The 6,394-nt window shown below is 37.1% G+C and carries 7 protein-coding genes; 5 read left to right on the plus strand and 2 right to left on the minus strand.

Translation table 11 applies throughout. The annotated features are described in order from the left end of the window. Positions 1-169 precede the first annotated feature (169 nt). The 5 genes from MM236_RS08365 (at position 170) to MM236_RS08385 (ending at position 5,007) form a co-directional block, all read left to right on the plus strand. Positions 170-553, plus strand: coding sequence for a hypothetical protein (locus tag MM236_RS08365; protein ID WP_241274508.1), 384 nt, complete (start codon positions 170-172; stop codon positions 551-553). Positions 554-768: 215 nt separating this feature from the next. Then, positions 769-1,605 (plus strand): MbnP family protein, encoded by an 837-nt coding sequence (locus MM236_RS08370; RefSeq protein ID WP_241274509.1) that lies wholly within the window; start codon positions 769-771, stop codon positions 1,603-1,605. A 4-nt stretch (positions 1,606-1,609) separates the two neighbouring features. Continuing rightward, complete coding sequence (locus MM236_RS08375; protein WP_241274510.1) at positions 1,610-2,674, plus strand: cytochrome-c peroxidase; 1,065 nt, start codon at positions 1,610-1,612, stop codon at positions 2,672-2,674. Beyond that, the gene (locus MM236_RS08380; RefSeq protein WP_241274511.1) at positions 2,667-3,626 is read left to right on the plus strand and encodes a hypothetical protein; all 960 of its coding nucleotides are present in this window, start codon (positions 2,667-2,669) and stop codon (positions 3,624-3,626) included. The genes MM236_RS08375 and MM236_RS08380 overlap by 8 nt, the downstream gene beginning before the upstream one ends. Positions 3,627-3,750: 124 nt before the next feature. Continuing rightward, positions 3,751-5,007 (plus strand): hypothetical protein, encoded by a 1,257-nt coding sequence (locus MM236_RS08385; protein WP_241274512.1) that lies wholly within the window; start codon positions 3,751-3,753, stop codon positions 5,005-5,007. A 260-nt stretch (positions 5,008-5,267) separates the two neighbouring features. Here MM236_RS08385 and MM236_RS08390 read toward each other — a convergent pair whose 3' ends face one another. Together MM236_RS08390 and MM236_RS08395 are read right to left on the minus strand one after the other, a co-directional pair. Next, positions 5,268-5,945, minus strand: coding sequence for a porin family protein (locus tag MM236_RS08390; RefSeq protein ID WP_241274513.1), 678 nt, complete (start codon positions 5,943-5,945; stop codon positions 5,268-5,270). 312 nt (positions 5,946-6,257) lie between these two features. Beyond that, positions 6,258-6,383 carry a GIY-YIG nuclease family protein gene (locus tag MM236_RS08395; protein WP_369415193.1) on the minus strand — a complete coding sequence of 42 codons (126 nt, stop codon included), beginning with the start codon at positions 6,381-6,383 and terminating at the stop codon, positions 6,258-6,260. Positions 6,384-6,394 lie beyond the last annotated feature (11 nt).

Here is a 6,394-nt window from a genome sequence, read left to right on the forward strand (position 1 = left end):
CGGTAAAAAAGCTTGATTAATTATGGCGATAATTTAGCTGTTTCCATGATCCTAGCTTGATAGGCCTTATTCTCAACCAAACTACATTGCTTTATAATTAATTAAAAAATTCGTGAAATCGAACTCATTTTAGTGGGTTTTTAGCATCCTATTTAGTTGGGATAACAATATGCTACGTACACTTTGGATTTTGTGTATGGCTTGGATGATTGTACTGAATAGTATGGTTTATTCGGTCATTTGTGTGAATTTTCAACTCAACCGCTCCTTTATTTCGGAGATGTTTTGTGAGAATAGGGACATTCCAATGTCCGAATGTAATGGACATTGCTTTCTAAACAAGCAGCTTGATAAAGCAACAGATCAGCAAGAATCTGATTGGATGGATTTTAGAGCTGATTTCAATTTATTTACATTAATTGAGTCAAATTTTTCCTATCAAAAATGGTATTTCTCAAGCATCATAGATAATAATATGCTTTGGGAAATGCCAACATATTTGACGCACTTGTTCCAAATAGACAAACCACCAACTTCTACTTCATTTTTTTGATGAATGTTCAACCTTAGATCTTTTAGGATTTATTGAAAACTTGATTTTTAGGGATCAAGCTAGTAAAGCCTTGAAGGATTTGTCATTTAGGATTCAATTGTTTACATGAAATTGGAGCTAAAAAAAGGTAAAAATCATCATGCTTTTCAGAAGGCTATCAAAAGCCTTCTACAGTAAAATATTGTCAAAAAATTAAAAGTAGAAAAAAATCAATCATGAAAAATATCAAATCAAAATTAGCAATATCAATAGTATTTCTTTTTTCCTCCCTCTTCTTTTCTTGTCAGGAAAATGAGGATCCTAATTCTATTAGTCAAGGAGAAATGATTGTCAAATTTGATAATTATGTAGGTAATCAGAACATGGTTATAGACGAAGTAGGAAGTACAAATTATAGGTATTCAAACGCCAATGGACAAGAGTTTAATTTGACGAGGTTTGGCTATTACATCAGTCATGTAAGACTCGAAGGGCCAAATGGCGAGGTTTTCATAGATGAAATGAATGCATCTGCTGACGCAAAACAAATCAAAGGTTACTATCGGGTAGTTCAAGGAGAATCCGATACCTATAATATCCATCTTAAGAATATTCCTGCTGGACAATACAACAAGATCATTTTCAATCTTGGAGTAAAAGAAGACGGAATCCAGGAAGGTGCTGTAGGAGGTATTTTGGATAGGGCTGCGGGTGCTTGGTTTTGGAACTGGAATTCCGGATTTATCAATTATATCATTGAAGGGCATTCTCCAGCATCATTGAGAGATGAAAATAGGCTTCAGATCCATATTGGAGGCTGGAAGAATATTCCTTCTGCAGACGAAAATCCACAGAGATTCTTTGATAACAACGTGGAGGTTTCTTTGCCTTTTGATGCAACTGTCATGGTTAGTGAAACAATGCGACCTTCTCCACACATCATTATGGACTTGTTGAAAGTAATAGGAGATACTGACTTGGCTATTCAAAACAACATCCATTCTCCAGCAGCTGCAGTACCATTCGTGCAAAAGTTGGCAGAGGCATTTGTAGTGGATCACACCCATCAATAAAACGATGAAATATAATTTAACTACAAGAGACAGGCTGATATGGCCTGCTCTCTTGTTTGTAGTAATTGTGTGGGTAGGATGTGTTTCGGAATCTGATGAACCAATATTGAGTTTATACAGATTTGAAAAACCTTCTCATTTTCCAGAACCCACCTACACCTTCCAAAACAATGACGTGAATGAAAAGGGTTTTAATCTTGGGAAAATGCTGTTTTTCGACCCTTCACTTTCCCGAGATGGTTCAGTGTCTTGTTCTTCCTGCCATGTCCAAAGCCATGCTTTTGCAGATACATGGCTGCATCCATTCAGTTTTGGAGTGGAAGACCGAGAAGGTGTCAGGAATTCTCCTCCGCTCTTTAATTTGGCATTTCAAACTGAATTCTTTTGGGATGGAGGTGTGACCCACTTGGATTTTGCGCCAATTCTGGCAATAGAGTCTGAGATCGAAATGGACGAAAGTTTTGAAAATCTAGTTCATAAGCTGAATAATCATACACAATATCCTAAATTATTCAAAGAGGCTTTTGGGGTGGAAGAGATTACAGGTCCTTACGTATTGCATGCTTTCAGCCAGTTTATGCTGCTGATGGTATCTGCAGATTCGAGGTATGACCAATTTGTCAAAGGAGACCAAAATGCACTGAACCAAGAGGAAATCGAAGGTTTGCTATTATTTAGAAAGCATTGTGAAAGCTGTCACCGAGAACCACTCTTCACCGATTTAAGCTATCGAAACAATGGTGTCCAGAAAACAATCACAGATCTTGGCAGAGAGGCTATAACAGAAGTTGCGCAAGATCGTGCCAAATTCAAAGTTCCCTCACTTCGCAATATCGAAGTGACAAGTCCATATATGCACAATGCTAGGTTTGAGGGTTTGCTTCAGGTTCTCAATCATTATACAGAAGGAATACAGGAGCAGGTCAACATTGACCCATTGGTCTTCAAAAATGGCAAACCGACGATTCAGCTTACAGATCCAGAAAAGGAAAAAATTATTGCCTTTCTAAAATCTCTCACTGATGACAACTTTATTAACAACCCTATTTTCTTTAACTCCAATGAATAGAATTTATAAATATATTTTCTCAATACTTATTCTTATAGCAATTACCAATCAAAAAGTAATCGCTTGTGAGGCCTGTGGCTGTGCATTGGGAGGATTCAATTTTGGGATAATTCCACAAAATGAAGCCCACTTTCTTGGGGTCAAATATTCAAGATCAAGCTTCTATGCAGAGATGACTCATGCGGGACAACGCGAGTTTTCAAACGATCTTTATCAGAGATTGGACATCATGGGTAGGATTGCCCTCAAAGAAAGATGGCAGTTGAATTTTGTGTTGCCATACATGTATAATCAAATGGATGGCAGCCATGAAAATGAAGCATTAAGTGGTTTTGGTGACCCCATGCTACTCTTGAATTATAAAGTGTTGGATCAAAAAGGTAATCCCATGGAAAAATGGCTGCACAACTTGTGGATAGGGGGAGGTATCAAAGCCCCTTTGGGAGACTTTGAATATTCCCAGACTTCGCAACTGATCAATCCAAACTTTCAATTGGGAAGTGATTCTTGGGACTATTTGACGATGCTCAATTTTACTTCAATGAAAAATCGATGGGGTGTAAACTTAGAAGGTGTCTATAAATTTAACTCTGAAAATTCTCAAGAATACCGTTTTGGAAATCAATATAATGTCCAAGCTAGTATTTTCTATAAACCAAAAGCAGAAAAAATCCTCCCAATTCCATTGCTAGGAATCTATCATGAAAATGGAGGAAAGCATACTTTCGAGGGTTTTTATCAAGTAAACAGCGGAGGAAGTGCAACATTCGCTCAAGCAGGTCTGCAAGTACAGTTCAGAAATATGATGCTGCATGGAAACTATCAATTTCCTATCCAGCAAAATTTCAATAGCGACCAACATGTGCACATTGAAGCAAAGGGGCGATTCTCGTTGACATTTATCACTTTCATAGATATGACGAAAAGTAAAAATGTGTTTACACTAAAATGAAAATTGATAAAAATCTTAATTCTAAAGTTCTGATGCTGTTTAAGATATTGATTTTGATAAATAATTTAAATGCAACAATGTTGCGTTTAAATTATTTGGATTTACCTTTGTAAAAAAAAGACTTATGAAAAAGTATTATGCATTTGCGAGTGCACTATTGTTTGCATCTTTGATTGGGTGCCAGGAGAAAGAGGATCCTATTATAGAAGAGCCGAATTTTGGGGAAACAGAAAGCGAGTGGATCAGATTGGCGCTTTGGAATGAAAATTCCAAGTTGGGTATGTTGAATCCTATTTCTGAAGACTTTGCTCAGCCTGACCTTTCTGCTTTCAGTGCTACCAGTGCAAACTATGTAACTTCATCTGGTAGATATATTGTGTCTATCGAAAGAGCAGAAGGGAATGTTAGGTTTTTCGATTCGGGTTTGGAAAACCACAGTGACCACGGCCATGCTTACGCTCCAAAGTGGTTATCTGCCACAGCAGTAGCTCCGTTGCCAACCCATTTTTCTTCAACTTCTGGGAATGTTATCATCTTCAATGATGGAGATGGAAGTATTACATTGGCGAGAGAGTCCAACATGGAAGCTCCAGGCTTTAGTCCAACGGTTATTTCTGATCTTGGCAATGGTGTGCACCACGGTGCGGCGACATGGTTGAAAGGAAACAAACTTGCAGTGACTTTCAAAGATGAAGGGACTACAGGAACCCTTCCACAAAGAGTGAAATTGTTGGGTTTAACTGGTGACTTGATTGCTGAAAATGCAGAAGTATCTGTCACGGGAATCCATGGAGATGCATCCAATGGTGATTTTGCAGTATTCGGTGGGACTGAAGGTGTGATTGTGGCAGGGTCTGATGATCAGATTAAGTTAATTCCTAATCCAAGCCCACTGCAATCTACTTCTGGCAATTGGATGGGAACGATTAAAGCTAACGACAACATCAACAAATTCTATGGCTATGCAAGCCAACAAGGCATTTTTGAGATAGATCCTGTTGTCAATACCATCAAGCCGATCTTCTTGTCAAACAACATCAATACTTACTTTCTGAGTGCTGATGGTGGGTATTTGATTGTTCAGACAAAAGATAATGTGGTAAAGGTATTTGAAACTTCTTCAGGAAATGAATTGGCTTCCAAAACGGTGATTGAAGCAGAAAATGTAAGTGCGAGAATCGGCGGAGAAGAATGGGAGCATTACAGAATCATGAGTGAAGAGAATCCCGTTTTGACTGCTTCGGAAAACTTTCTATATGTATTGGATGTTGACAAAACCAAAATCCATGTCAGAAATCTAAAAACCCTCAATACAGTAGCTGTCATGGATGCTCCTTCAGGTACTGTGAATTTAGCGAGGATTGGATTTCAGACCAAGTGATTTCAACCCATAAACTAAAAAACCCAATCTTTTATGAAGATTGGGTTTTTTTAATTTATGATTTGTTTGCTCGAGTTATCAAGATTTTAACCGTTCGGAGCGTACTTCTTGTTTATAGATTACTTTATCAAAGAATTTCTGCCCAATTCATTTCATAAAACATTAATTGTCAATTTTCTAACAATCGTATTGGGGTAGTGCCAGCAAACATATTTTTAATCTGAAAATCGCAAACATTGATGCGACTGACTTTTTAATCATTAGAATCCAAAACCAATGTATAATTGAGCCACTGAGTTTTTAGAGTTATTGGTTAGATTGCCAGCTAAGCCACTTTTTCCTATTTCCCTTAAGCCATAATTGTAACGGGCGCCAATCGTGACATTTTGAACATCAAAACCAACTCCTGCCAAAATTCCATAATCGAAAGGATTGAAGTCATCTCTGTCCAATTCAATCGTATTTATTGTGCTTAAGTCAGATTCCCTGAGGTTTTTTACATTCGCGGAAGCAAGATAAGATAAGTAAGGGCCTGCATGTAAATTTAGAGGGCCAACATTCACGGCAAATGCAAGCGGTAATTGGATGTAATTCAGGTTGAACCTAACTTCACCTTCTCTTATTCCGAGAGCACTTTCAAGGTTACTTCCACCGTAGGAGACTTTTGATCCTACATTGGTATAAAGAATTTCTGGCTGAAAGGATAGAAAATTGTTTACTGGGATTTTTGTAAAGAGCCCAAAATGTAAGCCTAATTTCATACTTTCATCTTCTGCTGTCGGTTGATCGACAAAGAATTGGGATAGGTTTGCCCCACCTTTGATACCTATACGAGGACCTGGGTTTTTGCTTTGTGCAAAACTTTGAGAAACAAAAGTGAAAAGGATAAGTGCAATACCTAAACCTTTGACAAAACGGAATTCATGATTTTTTTTCATTTTTTAAAAGCGTTTGTGTGAATAATAAATTTTGAATTGATAAAAATTGTATTTTAAACAATTGTACTTCCTATATAACGGTTTTCAAAGTATATTGTTTTTTTCTGATTTTGAAAATTTAGCTCATTCCAATCTTTATGTTCCAAGACTGATAATTTGATTCAGCTGATTTTAGATAGATCAAATAAGAGTTAGACAATTCCGATGGCCGAGAGACTGCAAAATTTGGGAGGCGGGATATTTTAATCTTTTTCAAGAGGGATGTTTCAAGTATGTCGTGATTTCTAACATTAATTTTTTTTCTGAAAAATTCTAGTATAAATCAAAAGGCGTATAAGGTTTTGTGGTTTTCTCGTATCCGGAATTGTGTCTATGAATTCTTTCATCAAGATTTGAAGTTAGTCCTACGTAGATATACTTTCTAATAGAACTTGATATGGCGTATACAA

The sequence above is a fragment of the Belliella calami genome, from assembly GCF_022549695.1.
Taxonomy (GTDB): domain Bacteria; phylum Bacteroidota; class Bacteroidia; order Cytophagales; family Cyclobacteriaceae; genus Belliella; species Belliella calami.